Origin of the sequence: Streptomyces neyagawaensis, assembly GCF_023516595.1 — a bacterium.
GTDB lineage: Bacteria > Actinomycetota > Actinomycetes > Streptomycetales > Streptomycetaceae > Streptomyces > Streptomyces neyagawaensis.
The window spans coordinates 19034-39391 of sequence record NZ_JAMGBG010000087.1 but is presented as its reverse complement, the minus strand read 5'-3'; the positions used below and the strand labels follow the sequence as shown (position 1 = coordinate 39391).

The window sequence follows — 20358 nt, the reverse complement described above, 5'->3', positions numbered from 1 at the left end:
CACCTGGCAGACCCGAGCGCCGCGACCCCTATGAACTCGACCTCAGTAAATGGGCCCTCAGTGTCACTCTCCTGAACTCGCGGCGTTGACCGACATGTTGACGATCCTTCAGTAGCTCAAGACTTGCTCAACACCCTGTCGATGCACCTGCTCGGCAGAGTACATTCTGTGATCGCCAGCAACTCTTCGCCTGCATGCCCTGCCAGCAAGTGATGTCGCGCCAGGGTATGGATGCACCGTTGGCGTGCGTCTCCTCGGATCTGTGTCATGTGTTCTGTATGTGCGACCCTCCGCCAATCGAGCCAAGGGAAGTCGTGTCAAAAAAGGTTAGCGGTAGAAACAGCGAAGAAGTCTTCCGGGTACTGTGCGTGGCATTTTTGTTGGGGGGTGCACTCACCGTCCCCTCCGTGCTCGGTGCCGCGTCGGCAGTTGCAGCCGAATGCCCATCAAGTGTGGCAACCTATGTTATCGAGGTGCCGCCGGGACCTGTCTTGCCCGCCAAAAGTGCGCCTCGCACGCTGCGTAAGTACCTTGACTGGGAGCCCAAGAGCGGTAACGCCAGCGGCGTCTTCTTCGATACCGAAAAGACCGCGACTGTACCGGGTGACAGCAGGCTCTTCTCTGCCGGTAGTGGGGTGATCTACGAAATCACAGCATCCGGAAGTCTCAAGTCCTACAAGGATCAGACCGCTGTGGGCGGCTCCTTGCTGGCGCCCGCAAAGACGTACGATGTAAACTGGACGAACTTCCGGAAGGTTTGGGCGGTTGGCAAGTTGCTGTTCGGCCAGGCCGAAAGCGGCGAGATCACCGTTTACTCGCAGAGTGATCCCTCGACGGGTGCCGGAACGATCTCCGAGCTGACGGTCAAGATCTCCGCCACGAGCCCGGGAGCGGTGGCCATAAAGAACGCCGACGGCGTATGGGCAGTTGGAAAGACCATCTACACTCTGACAGACGGTCAAATACAGGCTTGGCCCTTTATGGCGAGCGAAACCATGACTTCCCCGCCCAGGGTGACGAGGGTGGCGCTGGGTACACCGAAGATCATAGCCACAGGACTTACAGGCGCCGTGCAGGCATGGAGCCCGGGCCCGGGAACCATCAACACGAGCACGGGTTCCCGAGACTACTCCGGCACCATCAAGGGCTACACCGGAACAGACAGTCTGGCCCTCGCTAACGCCGAGATCGCAACCGGTATCTATGGGCAGGTCTTTGCCGACACAGCGGACTGCTTGGCGGACGCTACAGGCGAGCGCCCCTACTTCGGCAGTCGTCCGGAGGAGCCGGATGTGCCTGCGGCGGTGCCCGACTCCACTCCTGAGCCACAACCAGCACCACGGGACGCCCAAACGGTTAGCGGCCGATTCGTCCAGGGCGACGGACGGCCGGCCGCGGGTCTCGACGTGGTCATTGAAGCCGGTGATCTCGTTCCCGACGAGGTCGGTGCGACCACCACGCTGCCTGTCCTCGGGAAAACCACCACGCGTGAAGACGGTTCCTGGTCCTTCACCATTCCCGATACTCTTCCTTCCGGCGTGCGGAACGTGGTAGAGGAGAACGGTGGCGCTTTGAACGTTACGGCCACGGCCACGGGTGTGACTGCCACCGGTGTGATCATGTCGGCTTCGAAGTTCACGACCGCAGCACCGGAAACGGCCCCCACTGCCATGCAAGCCTCAGTCGCAACAGCGTCAGAGGAAGCACCCGACGCGAGTTCACTTCTGCCGCAGGCTCCCGACAACGGCAACGATTTGGAACCGTCCGAGCTCGCTACTGATGCGAGCTGGGGTTCAATTCAGGACAAATACACAGTCGATGCCATTGGTGATGACCCGCTACCGGAGTGGCAGGACCCGGCCGGCGCCCCGCCCAAGGATTACAACCCCTACATCATGAACGGAACGGATGTCGGGGGGATGGAGATCACTCCGTTCCTGGGCGGGTGTGAAAGAAAAACCAAGACGCTCAAGAAGTACATCAAGTACACGGTGGTGGCAGAAGGGCATGCCTACTGGGATGCCAAGGCGTCAGTGGATTATGACGAGAAGATGACGGCGAACATCGAGGCTGCCGTATCCTCGCCGGGTGGAAAGTACAAGATATCGGGATCGAAGAGCGTCGGAAACTCCTTTGGGTACTCGACCGGGTACACGAATCAAGGCCCATATTTCGGCAAGCAGTGGAAGGTTCCGATCGAGTACAAGAAGGTCAAGGTGACCATCAAGTGCGGCGGCACGAGCGTCTCCCACAAGGAGATCCTGGCAACCAAGTACAAGGTGCCGTCCGGTGGGGCAACAGGGAAGTATGGCAAGAATGTCAGCGCCAAGGATGGTGGCGATGACTTCAAGAAGTCGCCCAAGAGGAATCGCGCTTACGTGGAGCCTGGAGCGTACTTTCAGCTGTCGAAGGGGCGTAGTGTGAAGTTCTCGGCCGCGGTGACGATTGATGGTCTGGTGCTCAGTGCCTCGTCTCAGCTTGACCGTGAGCACAAGCAGCGCGTAACAGCAGGAAACCTGACGTCGGCTCGACACTACATCTGGGGTAAAAATGGTCCTGTCTCAGGTAAGCCGGGCGTTTTCTATTCCTGGTAAATTCGCTGCCCTTGCGGTTTCTGTGCTCTTTGTTGCGGGGTGTTCCTCGCAGGATGTGCAGAAGTCTCAGGGAACTGCTCTCGAGGGTGGCGCGCAGACGAACGGGACTGTTGGAAGCGAGAACGCGAAGGCGGGGGACACGTGGTGGTTCGCACTCCCGGTTCCCGCCAACAAGTCCGCCGAGCCGATCGAAATAACCGGTGCATCCCTGGTGGAGGTGCCTCGGGGAATCAAGGTTCTGAAGTACGGCGCCTACAGTCTCGAGGACACCGAGGGGCTGGCTCTCCTTGTAAAGGAAGGCAGTAAGCTCACTCCGCGGTTCGAGGCGCTCAAAGACTACTCAACCGGTTCCGTGAAAGTCGCTCCGCACGCATCGAGCGACATCTACTACCTGGCGAAGCTGAAAATCGTCAGCCTTCCCGGAGGTAGCGCCCGCTACTGCAAGTTCGATTACCGTCAGGGCGGTCGGGAGTTCACCCAGACGCTGGATTGCGAAGTCGAGCTCACCGGAAAGTAGAGGAAGGTGGAGCATGGCCGGCTTCGGGGAGGCGTGAGGCCCCGAAGCCGGCCATGCCGCGTCGTTCGCCCGAGCCGTCGGCTCCCGGCCCGCCGACCCGCCCCTCAGCCCGTCGGCCGACGGGCCGTGCTCGCCCGTGGGGTCAGGCGGGCGGGGAGCAGGGTGGCCTCGGGGACGGGGGCGCCGTCGAGCTTCTTCATCAGCAGGGCCACGGCCTGTTCGCCCAGCTCGGTCGACGGGATCGCGACCGACGTGAGGGGGAGACGCAGCGACGTGGCCAGGTCCTCGGGGCACAGGGCAGTGATCGAGAGGTCGGCCGGGACGCGGAGACCGAGGTGCTCGAAGGCGTCCAGCAGGGGGTCCAGGACGGCCTCGTTGTGGACCACCACGCCGGTGAGGGCGGGGTGCTCGCGCAGCAGCCGCTCGGCGACCTCGCGGGCCGCCGCGGGCGTGGCCTCGCACGGGTGGACCGTGGACGTCATGCCGTGGCGGGTGGCGGCGGCCGTGAAGCCCTGGAGGACCCGCTGCGCGAACGACGTCCGACGGACGTACACCTCGGGGGGTGAGCCGATCAGGCCCACGACCCGGTGGCCCAGACCGGCCAGATGGTCCACGCACAACTCGCCCGCCGCCCGGAAGTCCAGGTCGATGCAGGTCAGCCCGTCCGCCGAGGCGGGGAACCCGATCAGCACGGAAGGGCGGTCCAGGGTACGGAGCAACGGTAGCCGGGGGTCGCGGAGTTGGATGTCCATCACGATCAGCGCGTCGACGAGGGCCGTGTCCGCGACCCGGCGCAGCCCTTCCTCGCCCTCCTCCTGGGTCAGCAGCAGCACATCGTGGTCGTGCGCGCGGGCCGACGTCACCACCGACACCGCGAAGCCCATCACCACCGGCACATGGATCCCGGCCCGCAACGGCACCACCATCGCCAGCACGTTCGACTTGCTGCTGGCCAGGGCGCGGGCACCCGCGTGCGGGCGGTAGCCCAGCTCGCGGATGGACGCCTCCACCCGTGCCCTGGTCTCCGCGGAGATCGGGCGCTTCCCGCTCAGCGCGTACGACACGGTGCTGGGGGAGACCCCCGCGTGCCGGGCGACATCCGTGATCTTCACCGTCACCGCGATCCCCCGCCTTCCGGGCCCGGCTCCAGCTCCATCGTCAGGAAGCCCGTGCCGGACGCCGCCCGGACCTCCCGCCCGTCCGCCCACAGGCGCCACGGGGCCCTCGGGGTGCCGCACGAGGCCCGCAGGACGTTCCCCTCCCGTACGACGGTGAACGTCACGTCGCCCACCGGGACGGTCACCTGGGCGCCGTGGGCGAGGCCGTACGCGCGCAGGGTGACGCCGTCGGCGTGGTCGTAGTCCGGGCGGTCCGTCACCGCGCCCACCGGGATCACGGCGCCCGGGCGCACCAGCAGCGGCAGGCTCAGGAAGTCGTGACGTTCGCGGACCCAGCGGGGGCCGGTGACCGTCCCGCCGGTGAGGTAGTGGGTCCAGGTGCCCTCGGGGACGTAGTACGACACGTCGCCCTCGTCGCTGAAGACGGGCGCCACGAGGAGGTCGGGGCCGAGCATGTACTGGCGGTCCAGCGGGGCGCAGCCGGGGTCGTCGGGGAACTCCAGGACCATCGCGCGCATCATCGGCACGCCCTCGTCGTGGGCGGCGCGCGCGGCCTCGTACAGGTAGGGCATCAGACCCAGCTTGAGGTGGGTGAACGTCCGCAGGACGTCCACCGATTCGTCGTCGAAGAGCCAGGGGACCCGGTACGACGACGAACCGTGCAGCCGGCTGTGGGAGGACAGCAGACCGAAGGCGATCCACCGTTTGAACAGCGCGGGTGTCGGGGTGCCCTCGAAGCCGCCGATGTCATGGCTCCAGTAACCGAAGCCCGACAGGCCCAGCGACAGACCGCCCCGCAGCGACTCGGCCATCGCCTCGTACGTCGACTCGCAGTCGCCACCCCAGTGGACGGGGAAGCGCTGGCTGCCGGTGGTCGCGGAGCGGGCGAAGAGGACCGCGTCGCCCTCGCCGCGGTGCTTGCGCAGGACGTCGAAGACGGTGCGGTTGTAGAGGTAGGTGTAGTAGTTGTGCATCCGCTCGGGGTCGGTGCCGTCGGACCAGGTCACGTCGAGCGGGACCCGCTCGCCGAAGTCGGTCTTGAAGCAGTCGACGCCCTGGGCGAGCAGGGCCTCCAGCTTCGACGCGTACCACTGGCGGGCGGCGGGGCTGGTGAAGTCGACGAGGGCCATGCCGGGCTGCCACAGGTCCCACTGCCAGACCCCGCCGTCGGGTCTGCGGAGCAGATGCCCGAGCGCCCTGCCCTCGGCGAACAGCGGTGAGCGCTGGGCGATGTACGGGTTGATCCAGACGGAGATCCGCAGGCCCCGGCGTTTGAGGCGGGCCAGCATGCCCTCCGGGTCGGGGAAGACCCGCGGGTCCCACGCGAAGTCGCACCACTGGAACTCGCGCATCCAGAAGCAGTCGAAGTGGAACACGGACAGCGGCAGCCGGCGCTCCCGCATGCCCTCGATGAAGGAGGTCACCGTCTCCTCGTCGTAGGAGGTGGTGAACGAGGTCGACAGCCACAGGCCGAAGGACCAGGCGGGCGGCAGGGCCGGGCGGCCGGTGAGGGCCGTGTACTTGCGGAGGATCTCCTTCGGGGTGGGCCCGTAGATGACGTAGTACGTCAGCCGCTGGGTCTCCGCGCTGAACTGGACCCTCGACACCACCTCGGAGGCCACCTCGAAGGACACCTTGCCGGGGTGGTCGACGAAGACGCCGTAGCCTGCGTCGGTCAGGTAGAACGGCACGTTCTTGTAGGCCTGTTCGGTGGCCGTGCCGCCGTCGGCGTTCCAGACGTCGACGACCTGGCCGTTCTTCACGAGCGGGCCGAAGCGTTCGCCGAGGCCGTAGACGGAGGTGCCGACGCCGAGGTTGAGCTGCTCGCGCAGATGGTGGGCGCCGGACCCGTCCCGCATGATGCCCATGGACTTGGGGCCGCTGGTGGTGAGGGTGCGGCCGTGGGCGAGGAAGTCGACGCGCCAGGAGCCGGTGCGGGCCACGCGCACCGAGAGGGCGCCGGCGGTGAGGGTGGCGTGCTCGTCGTCGCATGCGGTGTGCGGGGTGAACTCCTCGGTGGTGAGCTCGAAGTCGGGGCCGCGGGGCGGCTCGCCCTCGAAGTGGGTGAGGGTGATGCCGATGACGTCGGGCATAGGGGCGTGGGCGCTGATGGTCACGACGGGTCCCTTCAGCAGGTCGCCGCGGTGGCGGACGGGCCGGGTGGGGGCGTGGATCTCCAGGGCGCCCGCGTCGGTGGCGGTGACGTCGAGCGCCTGGACCGGGTGGGCCGCGGTGACGCCCTCCCGCAGCAGCCAGTAGCCGTCGGTGAACTTCATGTGGGGGCTCTCCTTATGTCACGGCCTACTTCACGGCTCCCACGGCGATGCCGCGGGTGAGGGTTGTGAGCTGCTCGTCGCGCTCGGCCCGTCGGGGGTGGCGGTCCGTGACCGGCTCAGGCGCCTGGCCGCCGAGGACGAGCATGTTCTCCGTCTGGTCGGCGATCATCTGGGCGAGCCGGCCTCGCGGGTCTGAAGGCCCGGTGCGCGGTGGGTCTGGACCGTGACGCCGTGGGGTGGGCCGCGCGTGAGCGGTCGTTGACGGGGGTGTCGTCCTCCCGTTGGGTCGGTTCGATCACGAAGGCCACGCATGATCAGTGGACGCTGGCCCGGCGCCGCAGGCTGATCTCCGGCATGCCTGTGGCCAGGCTGTGGGCACGGCTGGTGTCGATGGCGGCCGGTCTCGGCATTCCCGTCGTGGCCGTCGACCTCGCCTACACCGGTAAGTGGGGTGCTCAGCGCTGGCAACAACCCCTTACCGGCAAGACAAGGAAGACCACTCGCCACGACGCGGCCGCCGTGGCGATCGGAAGGCGCGCCCTGGGACACCCCGTCCGGCGACGGACGGCACCGCCCCCACACGACCGGAGTGATCGTGCGGGGCATCGGACCGTCCGGGCCCGACCGGGCATCCCGGGGCGTGAGGGAACCCGCCCCCGCGTTCCCGGACCACGGATACGATCCGTGCCGCCCGGACGCGGAGCGAACGCGGGCGACCAGGGCACCCAACACCGTTCGGGGCGTCCGGCCGAGCATGAGTTCTGGCAACAGGACTCACTCCCGCTCGGTATGAGGAGGGTGCGCTGGAAGACGAGCAAGAAGACGAGCGCGGGCAGGACACCGAGGAGGGCCGCGGCGTTGGTCATCGTGGCGTGCATCAGCCGCTGTCCCTGGAAGCCGACGAGGGCCACCGACACGGTCTGGTTGTCGTTGGAGATCAGCATCACCAGCGGGAGCAGGAACTCGTTCCACGTCCAGATGAAGAAGAGCCACGTGTTCGCGCCGTCGATGTGGGCCACCTCGACGATCTCGCGGGGGGCGGGTGCTCTCCTCGTTCGTGCCGCGCTGTTCCGCCGCCGTCGTACGCCGTCGTGCCGTCAACATCCAGTGCCTCCGGGGGAGTCGGATGGTTCTCGGTGCGCTCCGCAGTCGAATCGTTTCGACGAGTCACGTCGAAGCGCTTCGACGGGCGAAGGTAAAGGTGGGGCGTGAACACGTCAATGGGGTGTGCGGAAAACGGCCGGACGCCGTTTCGACACGGCCAGGGACAGCGCCAGGGCCAGCGTGGCGGCGGCCGCCGGCACGGCGAAGCCGGTGGTGGCCGGGCCTGGACCGTGGTCGACCATCCAGCCACCGAGCGCGGAGCCGCCGGCGATGCCGCCGAGGAGTCCGGTGACCGCGAGGGTCATGCCCTCGTTCAACTGGCCCTCGGGGGTGCGCTCCTGGATCAGGGACATCGCCGTGACCATGGTGGGCGCGGTGGCCATGCCGGCCACCAGGAGGGCGGGGGCGAGCGCGAGGAGCGAGCCGGTGGACGAGGCGGTGAGCCACGGCAGGGTCATCAGGGCCGCCATGGCGGCCAGGCAGAGCGGGAAGCGGCGGTCGGCGGAACGGGTCACCCGTATCGCGCCGAACGCCAGCCCCGCCGCGCAGGAGCCGGCCGCCTGGAGGCCCAGGACCAGGCCCGCCGCGGAGGCGTCGCCGCGCGCGTCGGGGTGGGCGACCGTGACGACCTCCAGGGAGCCGAAGACGGCGCCCATCGCGAGGAAGACGGCGAGGAGGGAGGGGACGCCGGGGGCGCGGACGGGGGACCTCGCGGCCGTGCGGCCGCTCGGCGGCGGCTCGGTGGCGCGCTGGACGGCGAAGACCAGGACGCCGGTCAGGACGACGATGCCGCCGAACAGGGTGCCGGCCTCGGGGAACAGGGAGGTGCACAGGAACGCGGCGATGACGGGGCCGACCATGAAGCACAGTTCGTCGGCGGCCTGTTCGAAGGAGTTCGCGGTGTGCAGGGCCGCCGGGTCGTCCTTCAGGAGGTGGGCCCAGCGGGCGCGGGCCATGCCGCCGGTGTTGGGGACGGTGGCGGTGGCGGCGTAGGAGGCGAAGAGGGTCCAGGTCGGGGCGTTCCAGTGGACGCAGGCGATCAGGGAGAGACCGCCGAGGAGGGCGAGGGCGGTGGCCGGGACGGCGACGCGGGCCTGGCCGTGGCGGTCGACGAGGCGGGCGGTGAGGGGGGCGACCAGGGCGGTGGCGGCGAGGCCGGTGGCGACTACGGCGCCGGCGAGGGCGTAGGAGTCGCGGGCGGGGGCGATCATCAGGATCGCGCTCACGCTGAACATGCCCATGGGGAGGCGGGCGAGGAGGGAGCCGACAGTGAAGGCGCGGGTGCCGGGGATGTGGAAGAGGTGGCGGTAGGAGGGGGTACGGGTGCGTTCTTGGGTGCGTGGGAGGGTGCGGGTGCGTTTTGGGGCGCCTGAGGGGGTGGGGGTGCTGGTGCTTCGGCGGGTGTGGGTGTGTTGTGGCTGGTCGCGCCCACGCGGCGGAGCCGCATGTGTCACCGCCCCGCGCTCCTTGGGTCGGCTGGGTTTCGAGTTGGCTTCCTCGTGTCCCTGAGGGCGGCGGGGGGTGAAGTCCACTGCCACCAGCTGGTCGGCGGTGACGGTCAGGAGGGGTGTCGGGCGTTGCGGCATGTGTTCCACCGTCGCGCGGTTCTTGATCCACCGTCCAACACCTACTCCGTGGTGATTCACGCACCCTGGTTGTAAGTTCGGCGGATGTCCCTCGCTTCCGATGCTGTCGCGCCGCGGCTGCTGCGTGCCTTTCTCGCTGTTGTCGACGAACTGCACTTCACCCGGGCCGCCGCCCGGCTCTACGTCGCCCAGCAGGCGCTCAGCCGGGATGTGCGGCGGCTGGAGCGGGAGCTGGGCGTGGAGCTGTTCGTGCGGACGACCCGGCAGGTGGCGCTGACGCCCGACGGGGAGCGGCTGGTGCCGTACGCGCGGCGCGTGCTGGAGGCGCAGGACGCGCTCGTGGGGGCGTTCAAGCAGGCACGGCCGTTGCTGGTGGACCTGAACTCGCCGGGGCTCGCCACCGGCGTGCGGGTGCTGCGGCGGGCCCGGGAGCTGGTGCCCGACGTGGAGTTGCTGGCGCGCTACGAGAGCGGGCTCACGCATGCCGCCGCCGAGATCCTCGCCGGGCGGCTGGACGTGTCGTTCGGGAGGTTCGCGGGGCTGGACCCGGCGGTGCGGGCCCGGCTGGAACAACAGCCCGTGCGGTACGAGCCGATGGCGGTGATCCTGCCCGAGGACCACCGGCTTACCGCGCTGGACGCCGTGCCGCTGGCGGAGCTGAGGGGCGAGACCGTGTACGCGGGTGCCGGCAATCCTCGCACGCCGGAGTGGACGGAGCTGGCGCGGGAGCTGTTCGCGGGGCGGGGGATCGAGGTCGCGCCCGCGGCGCCCCTCGTGGTGGGCGAGGAGGAGTTCGCGCGGGTCATGGCCAAGACGCGGACGCCCGTGCTGGCGGTGGTGGACTTCCCGCCCATGCCGCGCAGTGTGCTGCGGCCCCTCGTCGACCCCGTCCCGCTGTCCCCCGTCTCGCTGGTGTGGCGGAAGGGGTTCACGCATCCGGGGCTCGATGCCCTGCGGCGGGCCGCCACCGAACGAGCGAGCGCGGAAGTATGGCTTTCATATCCGCAGGACGGGTGGATTCCGGCCACAGATGCACTCATCATGATGAGTTTCATCTGATAGCACGCATGTCATATCTCTCCCCTCCTCTACATTCGGGCCCCCGGGTGCGTGTGATGGGCGGGGCGCCCCGGATCGGGTGGGGGTCCGGTCCGGTACAGGAAAGTGCGAGAGTCCGGCATCGAACACGCATCCGCAACCCGTGGGGGGAAGCGCGTGCACGTGGAGAACTGGCCGAAAGGCACCCAGCCGGAGCGGTCCGACGGCGACAGCCGAGACCAACACCGGTGTGACGTCGAGGGCGGCCTCGGTACCGACCCGTTCGCCCGGACCGGCGCCGCCGGTGACGAGGTGGTGTGGCCCGAGGCCGTCGGCAGAACGGGATCCGTGCCCCGGCCGTCGACCGCCTTCGCCGGTGTGCCCCGGCAACCCGACGCAGCCGGGCGCGAGGCCGACCGGCCCGGCACCGTGGCGTCCCCCTGGGAGCAGCCCGACCAGCCCGGCCGCAACCACGACCCGCACGAGGTGACCGTCCAACTCGACGGCGTCGGACGGGAACTGGACGGGCCGGGCAGGCACCCGGGCAAGGACCCGGACAAGGCCGGCCAGCCCGACGGACCGGTCTTCGTCGACGAGTCGGGGCGCCGCCGCAACCGGTACCGCAAGCTCGGCATCGCGGTCGGCACCGTCTGCGCCGCGTACGCCGTCGTCATCGTCGGCACGCTGGTGTCGGGCAACTCGGACGCGCCCTGGCTGCCGATGCCGATGCAGAAGGACGAGGCGCCGGCGGACAAGGTGGACACCCCGCCGCAGCCGGCCGAGTCGTCCGACGTCGCCGACACCGCCGAGGGGGTCGTGCCGCCGCCGAGCGCGGGGTCGGTCTCCCCGGGAGTGACACCCGCGCCGGGCCGCGGTGACTTCCGCGGTGACGCCCGCGACGACGGGAAGAAGAAGGCACCGGAGGCCTCCGCGAGCGCCCGGCCCACCGGCGGCGCGAGCGCCGGACCGCAGCCGAAGCCGACCACCGGCGTGAAGGACCCCGAGCCTTCGGCCTCCGCGTCCCAGCCGGCCGGCGGCGGCTCCAGCCCCACGCCCACCCCGACGCCCACACCCTCCGAGTCCAGCGGCCCCGCTCCCGGCACGGGATCCGGCACGGACACCGTCGCCGCCGAGGGTCCCCCGACCCCGGCACCGGTCGAGCCCGCCACCGCGGCACCGGAGAGTCCGCAGGAACCGCAGCCCTCGGAGACCCCCGCATAATGACCCGCTTCAGGCGCGGCGGCACGCCTTCGCGTGCCGCCGCCAAGCGCCGTACCCGCACACCCCGTACGCCCGAGACCGCCGACGGCACGGCCACAAGCCCCCCGAAGGGCTCGTCGAAGCGCCCGCCGAAGCGCCGGACCGTGCGGCTGCCGCTCCGCCACATCCTGCCGTGCCTGTTCCTCGTCGCCCTGATGGCGATGCTGATGCTGCGCGGCTACGTGCACAGCGAGATCCTCGCCGACCACCGGATCCGTCCGCCCGTGTCGAACGACCGGGTGCCGCAGCGGATCCTCGACGGCGGCCCGGTGATCGACACCCGCTCGGGCCGTGCGACCAGCCTCGACGTACCCGACCGCGAACTGGTCCTCACATTCGACGACGGCCCCGACCCCGTCTGGACGCCCAAGGTCCTCGACGTGCTGAGGAAGCACGACGCGCACGCCGTCTTCTTCATCACCGGCACCATGGCCTCCCGCTACCCGGACCTGGTGCGGCGCATGGTCGCCGAGGGCCACGAGATCGGGCTGCACACCTTCAACCACCCCGATCTCTCGCTCCAGTCCAAGGGCCGCATCGACTGGGAGCTGTCCCAGAACCAGATGGCGCTCGCGGGCGCCGCGGGCATCCGGACCTCGCTGTTCCGGCCGCCGTACTCGTCGTTCTCGGGCCGTATGGACAACCGGTCCTGGCCGGTGACGCAGTACATCGGCAGCCGCGGCTACATCACCGTCGTCAGCGACACCGACAGCGAGGACTGGAGCAGGCCCGGCGTCGACGAGATCATCCGCCGGGCCACACCGAAGGCCGGCGAGGGCGCGATCGTGCTGATGCACGACTCCGGCGGCGACCGCTCGCAGACCGTCGCCGCGCTCGACCGGTTCATCCTCCAACTGCGCGACCAGGGCTACGCGTTCCCCACCCTCACCGGGGCGCTCGACGCGCCCAGCGCGCACACCGAGGTCACCGGGCTCGGCCTGTGGAAGGGCAAGGCGTGGGTGGCGCTCGTCCAGGCGTCCGAGCGGATCACGGGTGTCCTCGTCGTGGCCCTCTCGGTCGTCGGCGTCCTCGTCCTCGCCCGCTTCGGCCTGATGCTGATCCTGTCGGTGTGCCACGCCCGCAAGGTCCGCCGCCGGAACTTCCGCTGGGGCCCCGACGGCCCCGTCACCGAACCGGTGTCCGTCCTCGTGCCCGCGTACAACGAGGCCAAGTGCATCGAGAAGACCGTCCGTTCGCTGGTGGCCAGTGACCACCCCATCGAGGTCCTCGTCATCGACGACGGGTCCAGCGACGGCACCGCCCGGATCGTCGAGGAGCTGGGCCGGGACCTGCCCGACGTACGGGTCGTGCGGCAGCTCAACGCGGGCAAGCCCGCCGCCCTCAACCGGGGCATCGCCAACGCCCGCCACGACCTGATCGTGATGATGGACGGCGACACGGTCTTCGAACCGTCCACCGTCCGCGAACTGGTCCAGCCGTTCGCCGACCCGCGCGTCGGCGCCGTCGCCGGGAACGCGAAGGTCGGCAACCGGGACACCCTCATCGGCGCCTGGCAGCACATCGAGTACGTGATGGGCTTCAACCTCGACCGCCGCATGTACGACGTCCTGCGCTGCATGCCCACCATTCCCGGTGCCGTCGGCGCCTTCCGCCGCGAGGCCCTCGAACGGGTCGGCGGCATGAGCGAGGACACCCTCGCCGAGGACACCGACATCACCATGGCCATGCACCGCGACGGCTGGCACGTCGTCTACGCGGAGAAGGCCCGCGCCTGGACCGAGGCGCCCGAATCCGTGCAGCAGCTGTGGTCGCAGCGCTACCGCTGGTGCTACGGCACCATGCAGGCGATCTGGAAGCACCGCAGGGCCCTCTTCGAGCGGGGCCCCTCGGGCCGCTTCGGACGTGTGGGCCTGCCGCTGGTGTCGCTGTTCATGGTGGTCGCGCCCCTGCTGGCCCCGCTCATCGACGTGTTCCTCCTGTACGGGCTGGTGTTCGGCCCGACGGAGAAGACGATCGGCGCGTGGTTCGGCGTCCTCTGCGTCCAGGCCGTGTGCGCGGCGTACGCCTTCCACCTCGACAAGGAACGCATGACCCACCTGATCTCCCTGCCGCTGCAACAACTCCTCTACCGCCAGCTGATGTACGTCGTCCTGCTCCAGTCGTGGATCACCGCCCTGACCGGCGGCCGGCTGCGCTGGCAGAAGCTGCGGCGCACGGGCGCGGTCGGACTGCCGGGTGAGCCCGGCGGGGCGGGCGCGGCGACCGCAGAGTCGAAGCCGCGTGAAGGGAGCCCGGTCGGATGAGCACCCTGACGCAGACCACGACGGAGGAGACCCCGAAGGCGCCGCCCGCGCCCGCCCGCGACCGCTACTTCGACTTCCTGCGGGCCCTCGCCATCTTCCGCGTGGTCCTCTACCACCTCACCGGCTGGGCCTGGCTGCCCCTCGTCTTCCCCTCCATGGGCGTGATGTTCGCCCTCGCCGGCAACCTCATGGCCCGCTCGCTGAAGCGTCCGGCCCTCCAGGTCGTCAAGGGCCGGCTCCGCCGGCTGCTGCCGCCCATCTGGCTGCTGGGCGTGATCGGCGTGACCGGCATGGTGGCCCAGGGCTGGGCACCCGACGCGGAGGGACATCCCGCGTGGTGGTGGTTCCACCTCACGTTCTGGATCCTCCCGATCAGCGACCCGCCGTACGCCGAGGGCCTGCCCGGCGTGCACGGCTTCATCGGCGCCGACTGGGCCGTCGAACTCGCCGGGCCCCTCTGGTACGTCCGCGCCTACCTCTGGTACGTCGTCCTGTCCCCGGTGCTGCTGCGCGCGTTGCGCGCGGTGCCCGTGGTGACGCTCCTCTTCCCGATCGTCCTGTCGGCCGCGTTCGAACTGGGCTATCTGTCCCTGCCCGGCGAGCGCTTCGCGTCGGGGCTCACGGACTTCAGCACCTTCGGCGCCTGCTGGATCCTCGGCATGGCCCACCAGGAGGGCATCCTCAGGCGCCTGCCCCGATACATCGTCCCCTCCGTCGCCCCGGCCGTGGCCCTGACGGGCCTCTGGTACGCCCTGAACCACGACTTCGGCAACGGCAACGACCTGGACGCCATGCCGTTCGCCCAGGCGCTGTACTCCCTCGGCACGGTGGCGCTGCTGCTCCACCTCAGCCCGTCATGGTCCGAGTGGCCGCGCCGGCTGCGCCGCTGGGACGGGGTGATCACCTTCCTCAACTCCCGTGCGGTGACGATCTATCTGTGGCACAACACGTGCATCCTCGTCGCCGCGACCCAGTGGGACCGGCTGTGGTCGGTGGTGGTCCTCGAACAGAACGTGCCCTGGCTGCTGGAGAGCGTCTGGCCCGTGCTGGCCCTCACCTGGGTGCTGATCGTCGGCTGTGTCGTCGCCTTCGGCTGGGCGGAGGACCTGGCGGCCCGCCGCCGACCGAGACTGTGGCCGAACGGCGGCCGGACCGGTCGGAGCGCGCGCAGGCACTGACCGGCCCCTGGGGGCGGTGTCGTTGGTGTCGCCGCCCCGTCGCTCCGCCGTCCCCCGTCCTCCCATGTATTGACCCCGTAACCAACCGGGATACGCACTTGCGTACGACTGAGCTGGTGATGGATGTTGGGCTCGCTGGAGGCAGGCGTTCCTTGCCTCGCCGAAGCGACCCGAGGAGTGACACCCGCCGATGACTCAGCCTCCCGGCCGGCCGCCGTACGACGGTTACGGGGCCCAGCAGCCGCAGCAACCGCCGTACCCGGGGCCGTACGGGCCCCCGCAGGGGGCGTCCGGTCAGGCTCTCGGTCAGCCCGGCCCCCCGCCGAACCCCTACACGACGGCCCCGCAGCAGCCGTACGGCGCCGGTCAGCCGCCCTACGGCGCGCCGGGCATGCCGGGCGCCCCCGGAGCGCCCGGCGCACCGAACTACGGTCAGCAGTACGGCGGCTACCCCCCGCCCCCGCCCTCCGGGGGCAACGGCGGCAAGATCGCGCTCATCGTGGTCGCCGCGGTGGCCGCCCTCGCGGTGATCGGCGGCGGGATCTTCCTGCTCACCTCCGACGACGGCGACGACACCACGGCCAAGCCCCGGCAGAGCGTGTCGGCGCGGGCCGACGAGTCGAAGACGCCCACCTCCGAGCCCACCGAGGAGTACACCCCGACCCCCGAGGACACCGACGCCGGCGGCGACGCGTCCACGGCGCCCCGCACGGGTGTCGAGGGCCAGTGGCAGGACGATGAGGCGCGCACCCTGACGATCGGCAAGGAGCAGTCCTCCGGCGACCTCCAGGGCCAGCACCCGCTGTCCTACATCGACATGGTCGGCGGCAAGGGCATCCTGACGGGAGTCGGCAAGTACCGCGACGAGAACAACTTCCGCATGGCGCTGCGGCCGATGGCCTCGGAGGACGTGGACGACAAGGACATCACCTTCGCCACGGTCCGCCGTTCCGGCAACGACGTCGTCATCACCTGGGAGGACGGCGGCGGCACGGACAAGCTGAGCTACGTGGGGGAGGCGTCGGGCTGACGGCCACGCTCCGCTTTGAGCGCACGTACGAGGTGACTGAACGGCCCCGGGCTCGTGGCGAGCACGGGGCCGGGCGCGTCGCTCTCGTGGAGGAGGAGAGCGCCGGTGGGGTGGGCGGCGCCCAGAGCCGCCCGGATCGCTCGGGTGACCGTGCGGGCGATCCTCACCAGCCATGGTCGTGGCGAACTTCTGGACCTCACCGAGCTGTTGACCTCGGAGCTTGTCTGCAACGCGTACCGGCACACGAAGGGGCCCTCCTCGGTGCGGCTGGTCGCCCTGCACGGTGGTCGACTGCGCGTCCTCGTGTGGGACGGGAGCCCGTACGTGGAGCCCTCGCTCGGCGAGGTGGGCGACGGCCCCTGCGTGCCCTCGCCGCCGGTGTCGGATGTCGAGCGTGGGCGGGGTCTCTTCCTCGTCCGGCAGTGCGCGGACCGGCGGAGGTGCTGGCCGTTGGAGGGCGGGAACCTCGGGCGGGGCGGGGGCAAGCCGATGCGGTTCGAGGTGGGTGGGGAGGTCGCGTGAGGGCGCTCGGGCCGGTCGACGTGCGGGCGGCGGGCCACCGGGTCATCGTGGGGGGAGAGGCGAAAGCTTCCTCGCCGCCATCCACCTTGGGAGGGCAACGTGGAGCAGTACGACCTGACAGAGGCCCAGAAGAAGGCCTTCGCGGAGAACGAGGCCGACTTCCGCAAGTTCGACGACCAGTTGCGTGACGTCCGGGAAGCCGCGCGAGCGCGCCTGAGGGGCAGCGGGTGGGATCCCGGCCCCGGATCCGAGGACGCCATTCGGTGTCTGTCGTGCCCGTGCCCCGACTTCCAGGCCGGCGGCCCCCAGGGCAAATGCAAGCGGGCCAGCTGCCGGCATTTCCTGATCGACCACGACCTGCCCATCTGAACGCGGGCAATCGCCGGTACGGAGGTGGCCATGAAGACCAAGCCTGCCTGTGGACCCGAGCGCGACCCGGAGTTCTTCGACGAGATCGACAAGGTCTTCGCCCGGCATCCCGAAGCCGCCCGCAGGTACGCGATGCGCTGCCTGAGGCGTGAACTCGATGTGCTGAAGATCGACTTCAGCAAGCAGGTGGCGCTGTCGCGGGTCGAGGACGGCCGGATCATCACCGAGTTCTACGACCGGGACGACGACGAAGTGCGCTCCTCCCACCATGCCTGTTGCCAGTGGCACCAAGGTCACTGCTACGAGCAGTGCCTGGAGTAGGAGTTCAAGGCTCCTGGTTCAAGTCTCCTTTTAGTGAACCCGGTTGTCATGTGTCCGCAGGCGGGCAGAGCGACCGCCTGCGGCACACCGTACCCCCTTGCGAACAGTGTGCGCGTCAACGTACGCTGTTCTTAACGACGCACGCCGTACGTACGCGGTGGGCCGCCATGAGGGGACGGAAGGTTCGTGATGGAGCAGACGGAGCACATGACGCGCCAACTCCCCGAGTCCTCCCGGCCGTTCTCCTCGTTCGTGCGGTTCGTCGCGTGCGGCGGTGGAGTCGGCGTCCTGTCCAGCGGGGCCGTCGCGCTGCTGGCCGCGCTGCTGCCGTGGGCCGTCGCGAACGCGGTCGTCACGGTCGTGTCGACCGTCCTGGCCACCGAGCTGCACGCCCGCTTCACCTTCGGCGCCGGGCGCCGGGCCGGACGGCGGGAGCACCTCCAGTCGGCCGGGTCGGCGGCCGCCGCGTACGGCGTGACCTGCGCGGCCATGGCCGTCCTGCACCTCGTGCACTCCGCCCCCGGTCTCCTCGTCGAGCAGGCCGTCTACCTGAGCGCGAGCGCGCTGGCCGGGGTCGGGCGGTTCGTGGTGCTCCGCGTCGTCGTGTTCGCCGCGGGGAAGCCGGCCGCGGCGACGGGCGGCCGGCTCCCCGTGGTGGCCCGGGGCGCCGGGCACCCGATCCGCCGCCCGCGCCCCGCCGTCACCTCGCTGTCGTACGGGTGGACCGACTGGTCCGCTTGGATCCGCCCCGCGGTCCTCTCCTCCCTGCCGGACAACTGGCAGGAGTGGGTGCGTCCCCAGACCGTTCCGGGTGCGTACGGTCGCTGGACCACGGTCGGTTCGTGGTCGCCGTGCACGGCTCAGTGACGGTCGACGGGGTGATCTCCGTGAGCTGGGGGGCCTTGCCTCGGCCTGTCAGCCCGCGAGGGCCGGCAGTGGCGCGGCGTCGTCGACGATCGAGGAGCCGTTCGCGAGGGGGATGGCCGACAGGACCTCGTCGGGGATGTCGAACGCCTCGACCAGAGTCGTCATGTGCGGCGCCAGGGCGGCGATGACGGCGTCGACGGCCTGTGGGAGCTCACGCACGTGCCGTACGGCCAGATGCCCCTCGGCCAGCAGGTCACCGGTGTGCTGGCGGATCCGGCGCAGCAGGAACAGCCGGCACAGGCCGTCCAGGAGGAAGCGGGCGGTGGGGTCCGCGGCATGCTCGGCCGCCGTGCGCAGGGCGTCGGCGGCCCGGGTCTCGGCGTGCGCCGCGACCATGGTGAGCGCGGCCTCGCTGGCGCCGTTCCAACGCGCGACCGGGTTGCCGGACGGGCCCTCGCGCAGGGCGACGCGGGCGCGTGCCCGCCACAGCGACTCGGCGGCGGCGAGCAGGCCGCGCAGGAAGTCCACGTCATCGAGGTCGCCGTCCGTGGCGGGGGTCTCGGTCTTCTCGGCCGTGTCGGTGCGGTGCCCGAGGACCATCTCCGCGGCGGCCTTCACCCAGATCACCAGGTTGTCGCCCTCCGCGGTGATGGTGCCCTCGTTGTCCGCCTGCAGGCCGGCCAGGGCGTTGACCGCGAACAGGCCCTGCGCTCCGCAGCGTTCCCGGCACTCGGTCATCACGTCACGGGCCTGCCAGGTGATCCAGCCCTTGGCGACGGCCACCAGACGTTCCGCGTCGTCCCGGTCCGCGGCGGTGTGCTCGGTCCACCGGGTCACGGCCTCGCGGTGCAGGAACGTCATGGCGTAGGTCTGGGCGAGCGCGTTCAGCAGGCGCCCGTGGTGGCTGCGGTGGGCGACCAGCGGGATGCGCTCGCCCGCCCGCGGGCCGCTGATGTGACGCAGGTGGGCGTGCCGGACCGCGATGGCCAGTGCGGTGCGGGAGGCGCCGACGGCCGCGGCGCTCATGCACAGCTTCCCCGTGGTGACCCGGCCGATCGAACGCAGGAACCGCTTGCGCCGGTTGCCCACATTGCTGTCGAGGGTGCCGTCCGGGGCCAGTTGGCCGTGCTCGGCCTCCAGGAGTGCCGCCCGGTCCAGCCGCACCTGGTCGAACGAGGTGAGGCAGTGGTCCACCGGGCTGCCCGCCCGCTCCGGGAGCGCCCGCACCTCGACACCCGGGAGGTGGCCCTTCTCGTCGCTCAGCGGGGTGAGGAAGAGGAAGACACCCCGGTCCTCGCCGCCGACGATCAACCTGGCGGCGACCACCGCGCTCTTGGGGCCGCCGATCAGGCTGGTGTTCGGCATGAACTTCCGGGCGCCGGGAGTGGGGGTGTGCAGGACGAAACCGCCGGTCGACGGATCGAAGGTCGCCGTGGTCTCCAGGGCGGCGGCATCGTTGCCATGGGCCAGCTCCGTGCAGAGGAACGTGCCCGTGCGGCGCAGCGTCGTGAAGTCGGACAGGTTCCGCCCATAGCCGTCGTGGTCGAGGATGCTGCCCAGGAACAAGTTGTAGTGAATGCTCGACAAGGTGCACAGCCCGCTGTCGACGAACCCTGTCCACTCGTGCAGCGCGGCCAGGCGCGCCGGGTCCGAGGCGAGGGACTCCGGGTTGTCGACCGCCGCGTTGACCAGCTGGAGACGGTCGTAGGACAGCTCGGTCCGGGTGAGGGGAGCGAGATCACGACGGCGGGAGAACGCCTCGGTGCGGATCAGCTTGCGCCAGGGCTCGTGCACCCTGCCGCGGTTCTGCCGGTCGAAGAGGAGATGGGCCAGATCCGCGGTGGTGAGCGAGTGCGGGCCGAAATGGTCAGTGGCGGCCGGCGACTGGGCAACGGGGTCGGTTTCTTCTGCGTCTCTGCTACCAGAGGCATTCTTGTGGAACGTCAGCAAGGCCATGGTCAAGACCTCTTCCCCCTGTTTTGGAACCCTGTTGATGGGAACGCAAGCCAAGAAGATACGGACCAACCGGTTTCTATTCAAGACCACCTTGGCTGGTTTACGGGTTCTTCATGTTCCACGGTGTGAGACGCAGCGTGACGGCGTCGGGTTCGCCGGGTCGGCGAGCTGAAGCTGAAGTTCCGCCTATGACGTGCCCTTTTACCTCCGGAGGCGGAGGTTCGGCGGATCTGGCACGAGGCGAAGTTGAGGGGTTGAAAAACCGGGCCGCCGGTTTTATTGTTGCTTTCGCCGGTCGGTTTCGAGGGAGTGACGGCCATCGAGTCTGCCGGTGATCCACCGCTCTTGTCGCGCACAC

General features: G+C 69.8%; 15 protein-coding genes and 3 pseudogenes. 12 read left to right on the top strand and 6 right to left on the bottom strand.

What is annotated here, in order from left to right; translation table 11 throughout:
* The first annotated feature begins 407 nt into the window (after positions 1-407).
* Together M8J73_RS30575 and M8J73_RS30570 are read left to right on the top strand one after the other, a co-directional pair.
* Entirely contained in the window at positions 408-2594 is a 2187-nt protein-coding gene (locus tag M8J73_RS30575; RefSeq protein ID WP_157873183.1) for a hypothetical protein, read from the top strand.
* A 55-nt stretch (positions 2595-2649) separates the two neighbouring features.
* The gene (locus tag M8J73_RS30570) at positions 2650-3111 is read left to right on the top strand and encodes a hypothetical protein (protein WP_055539999.1); all 462 of its coding nucleotides are present in this window, start codon (positions 2650-2652) and stop codon (positions 3109-3111) included.
* Between the two features lie 104 nt (positions 3112-3215).
* Here the strand turns inward: M8J73_RS30570 and M8J73_RS30565 are convergent, their stop codons facing one another.
* Genes M8J73_RS30565 through M8J73_RS30555 form a run of 3 tightly spaced genes read right to left on the bottom strand, consistent with a single transcriptional unit; the run spans position 3216 to position 6674 of the window.
* A complete protein-coding gene (locus M8J73_RS30565; protein WP_055539998.1) occupies positions 3216-4229 on the bottom strand; it encodes a LacI family DNA-binding transcriptional regulator in 1014 nt (337 codons plus the stop codon).
* On the bottom strand, positions 4226-6505 hold the full coding sequence (yicI, locus tag M8J73_RS30560; RefSeq protein WP_055539997.1) for an alpha-xylosidase: 2280 nt from the start codon (positions 6503-6505) through the stop codon (positions 4226-4228). Before yicI ends, M8J73_RS30565 begins: the two co-directional genes overlap by 4 nt.
* A gap of 25 nt (positions 6506-6530) precedes the next feature.
* A complete protein-coding gene (locus M8J73_RS30555; RefSeq protein WP_157873182.1) occupies positions 6531-6674 on the bottom strand; it encodes a hypothetical protein in 144 nt (47 codons plus the stop codon).
* Between the two features lie 161 nt (positions 6675-6835).
* Here M8J73_RS30555 and M8J73_RS30550 point away from each other — a divergent pair.
* Positions 6836-7297: pseudogene (locus tag M8J73_RS30550) on the top strand (IS200/IS605 family accessory protein TnpB-related protein); the annotation flags it as partial.
* Positions 7298-7299: 2 nt separating this feature from the next.
* Here the strand turns inward: M8J73_RS30550 and M8J73_RS30545 are convergent.
* Both M8J73_RS30545 and M8J73_RS30540 read right to left on the bottom strand, forming a co-directional pair.
* Positions 7300-7542, bottom strand: a pseudogene (locus tag M8J73_RS30545) (carbohydrate ABC transporter permease); the annotation flags it as partial.
* A 180-nt stretch (positions 7543-7722) separates the two neighbouring features.
* Positions 7723-9195: an MFS transporter gene (locus M8J73_RS30540; protein ID WP_249829320.1), complete on the bottom strand. Its 1473-nt coding sequence runs from the start codon at positions 9193-9195 to the stop codon at positions 7723-7725.
* An 84-nt stretch (positions 9196-9279) separates the two neighbouring features.
* Between M8J73_RS30540 and M8J73_RS30535 the strand changes: the two genes are divergently transcribed.
* The 9 genes and pseudogenes from M8J73_RS30535 to M8J73_RS30495 all read left to right on the top strand — a co-directional run.
* On the top strand, positions 9280-10254 hold the full coding sequence (locus tag M8J73_RS30535; protein ID WP_055540802.1) for a LysR family transcriptional regulator: 975 nt from the start codon (positions 9280-9282) through the stop codon (positions 10252-10254).
* A gap of 156 nt (positions 10255-10410) precedes the next feature.
* Positions 10411-11454, top strand: a complete 1044-nt coding sequence (locus M8J73_RS30530) for a hypothetical protein (protein WP_107424054.1) — start codon at positions 10411-10413, stop codon at positions 11452-11454.
* A complete protein-coding gene (locus tag M8J73_RS30525; RefSeq protein ID WP_055540801.1) occupies positions 11454-13757 on the top strand; it encodes a bifunctional polysaccharide deacetylase/glycosyltransferase family 2 protein in 2304 nt (767 codons plus the stop codon). The genes M8J73_RS30530 and M8J73_RS30525 overlap by 1 nt, the downstream gene beginning before the upstream one ends.
* Positions 13754-14935, top strand: a complete 1182-nt coding sequence (locus M8J73_RS30520; RefSeq protein ID WP_055540800.1) for an acyltransferase family protein — start codon at positions 13754-13756, stop codon at positions 14933-14935. The genes M8J73_RS30525 and M8J73_RS30520 overlap by 4 nt, the downstream gene beginning before the upstream one ends.
* 190 nt (positions 14936-15125) lie before the next feature.
* Positions 15126-15965 carry a hypothetical protein gene (locus M8J73_RS30515; RefSeq protein WP_055540799.1) on the top strand — a complete coding sequence of 280 codons (840 nt, stop codon included), beginning with the start codon at positions 15126-15128 and terminating at the stop codon, positions 15963-15965.
* 105 nt (positions 15966-16070) lie between these two features.
* A complete protein-coding gene (locus M8J73_RS30510; protein WP_249829319.1) occupies positions 16071-16487 on the top strand; it encodes an ATP-binding protein in 417 nt (138 codons plus the stop codon).
* Between the two features lie 99 nt (positions 16488-16586).
* Positions 16587-16856: a hypothetical protein gene (locus M8J73_RS30505; protein ID WP_055541444.1), complete on the top strand. Its 270-nt coding sequence runs from the start codon at positions 16587-16589 to the stop codon at positions 16854-16856.
* Between the two features lie 30 nt (positions 16857-16886).
* Positions 16887-17177 carry a hypothetical protein gene (locus M8J73_RS30500; RefSeq protein WP_055541443.1) on the top strand — a complete coding sequence of 97 codons (291 nt, stop codon included), beginning with the start codon at positions 16887-16889 and terminating at the stop codon, positions 17175-17177.
* A gap of 189 nt (positions 17178-17366) precedes the next feature.
* Positions 17367-17846: pseudogene (locus M8J73_RS30495) on the top strand (GtrA family protein); the annotation flags it as partial.
* 246 nt (positions 17847-18092) lie between these two features.
* On the opposite strand, the gene M8J73_RS30490 reads toward M8J73_RS30495, so the two are convergent.
* The gene (locus M8J73_RS30490; protein ID WP_079055113.1) at positions 18093-20000 is read right to left on the bottom strand and encodes an acyl-CoA dehydrogenase family protein; all 1908 of its coding nucleotides are present in this window, start codon (positions 19998-20000) and stop codon (positions 18093-18095) included.
* Positions 20001-20358 lie beyond the last annotated feature (358 nt).

What these genes read in the sequence shown, in the direction of transcription:
- M8J73_RS30490 (WP_079055113.1), bottom strand. Translation starts at nt 20,000, where the DNA reads ATGGCCTTGCTGACGTTCCACAAGAATGCCTCTGGTAGCAGAGACGCA.
- M8J73_RS30555 (WP_157873182.1), bottom strand. Translation starts at nt 6,674, where the DNA reads ATGATCGCCGACCAGACGGAGAACATGCTCGTCCTCGGCGGCCAGGCG.
- yicI (WP_055539997.1), bottom strand. Translation starts at nt 6,505, where the DNA reads ATGAAGTTCACCGACGGCTACTGGCTGCTGCGGGAGGGCGTCACCGCG.
- M8J73_RS30500 (WP_055541443.1), top strand. Translation starts at nt 16,887, where the DNA reads ATGAAGACCAAGCCTGCCTGTGGACCCGAGCGCGACCCGGAGTTCTTC.
- M8J73_RS30515 (WP_055540799.1), top strand. Translation starts at nt 15,126, where the DNA reads ATGACTCAGCCTCCCGGCCGGCCGCCGTACGACGGTTACGGGGCCCAG.
- M8J73_RS30535 (WP_055540802.1), top strand. Translation starts at nt 9,280, where the DNA reads ATGTCCCTCGCTTCCGATGCTGTCGCGCCGCGGCTGCTGCGTGCCTTT.
- M8J73_RS30540 (WP_249829320.1), bottom strand. Translation starts at nt 9,195, where the DNA reads ATGCCGCAACGCCCGACACCCCTCCTGACCGTCACCGCCGACCAGCTG.
- M8J73_RS30520 (WP_055540800.1), top strand. Translation starts at nt 13,754, where the DNA reads ATGAGCACCCTGACGCAGACCACGACGGAGGAGACCCCGAAGGCGCCG.
- M8J73_RS30525 (WP_055540801.1), top strand. Translation starts at nt 11,454, where the DNA reads ATGACCCGCTTCAGGCGCGGCGGCACGCCTTCGCGTGCCGCCGCCAAG.